The 1,189-nt window shown below is 55.7% G+C and carries 1 protein-coding gene; it reads left to right on the top strand.

Annotation, left to right across the window (positions count from 1 at the left end; all coding sequences use genetic code 11):
• The first annotated feature begins 76 nt into the window (after positions 1–76).
• Complete coding sequence (locus PIN01S_RS26130) at positions 77–1,162, top strand: IS630 family transposase (protein ID WP_084339831.1); 1,086 nt, start codon at positions 77–79, stop codon at positions 1,160–1,162.
• Positions 1,163–1,189: the final 27 nt, after the last annotated feature.

The following is a 1,189-nucleotide window of genomic DNA, read 5'->3' as shown; positions in this document are numbered from 1 at the left end:
CTAGTGTGGTGTTTCGCAAGTAGCGCTCATATTTTGGTCTAGGCTTTCAGCATCAGAAAAGCACCGGAGCAACGATATGAGAACCGGCCGTCCTGCTTCCCCTATCGAGCTGAGCGACGAAGAGCGCCATGAACTACTTCGTCGCTCCCGGCAGCGTAAGGGCCCTGCCGAATCCCGCATTCGAGCCGAAATTATCCTGGCGTGCGCGACCGGTGAGTCTGGTACTTCTATTGCCAACCGACTCGGTATTGGTGTCCACACGGTCTCGCGTTGGCGAGTCCGATTTAATCGGCTACGCCTCGATGGACTCAATGACGAGCATCGTTCTGGCCGGCCGCGCAGCATTACCGACGAACAGGTTCAGCAGGTCGTTAATCAGGTATTGCAATCCAAACCTGCCGACGCCAGCCACTGGAGTACTCGCTCCATGGCCCAGGCAACCGGGGTTTCGCCCGCCAGCGTGATGCGTATATGGCATGCCTTCGGACTCAAGCCTCATCTGGAAAAAACCTTCAAGCTATCGACCGATCCTGCGTTTGTGGACAAGGTTCACGATATCGTTGGGCTGTACCTCAACCCACCCGACAAGGCCTTGGTGCTCTGCATCGATGAGAAAAGCCAGATCCAGGCGCTCAACCTCACCCAGCCTGGGCTACCTCTGGCTCCAGGCAAGCCGGCCACGCGCACTCACGATTACAAGCGTCATGGAACAACGTCGTTGTTTGCCGCGTTGGATGTTGCCACCGGCGAAGTGATTGGCCGCCTGAAACGCCGCCATCGGAGTGCCGAGTTCTTGGCCTTCCTCAAAGAGGTGGATGTCAATGTTCCAGAGGGCATGCCAATCCATTTGGTGATGGACAACTATGCAACACACAAGACTGACAAGGTGAAAGCCTGGCTTGCGGCTCACCCACGCTATCAAGTGCATTTCACGCCAACCTCGGCGTCCTGGTTGAACCTGGTGGAGCGCTTTTTCTCGACATTGAGCGAGAAATGGATCAAGCGCCAGGCGCATACCAGCGTGAAGGATCTGGAAACCTCCATCGAGCACTACCTATCTACCCATAACGCCAATCCCCGGCCTTTTCGCTGGTATCGAAAAGCCGAGGACATACTGGCGAGTGTAGGCCGAGCAGCCGAGGCGATGACCTCGAAAATATGATCTTTATTTTTGAAACACCACACTAGG

Origin of the sequence: Pseudomonas indica NBRC 103045, assembly GCF_002091635.1 — a bacterium.
In the GTDB taxonomy this organism is placed as follows: domain Bacteria; phylum Pseudomonadota; class Gammaproteobacteria; order Pseudomonadales; family Pseudomonadaceae; genus Pseudomonas_M; species Pseudomonas_M indica.
This window is presented reverse-complemented; position numbering and strand designations above follow the sequence as displayed.

What these genes read in the sequence shown, in the direction of transcription:
- PIN01S_RS26130 (WP_084339831.1), top strand. Translation starts at nt 77, where the DNA reads ATGAGAACCGGCCGTCCTGCTTCCCCTATCGAGCTGAGCGACGAAGAG.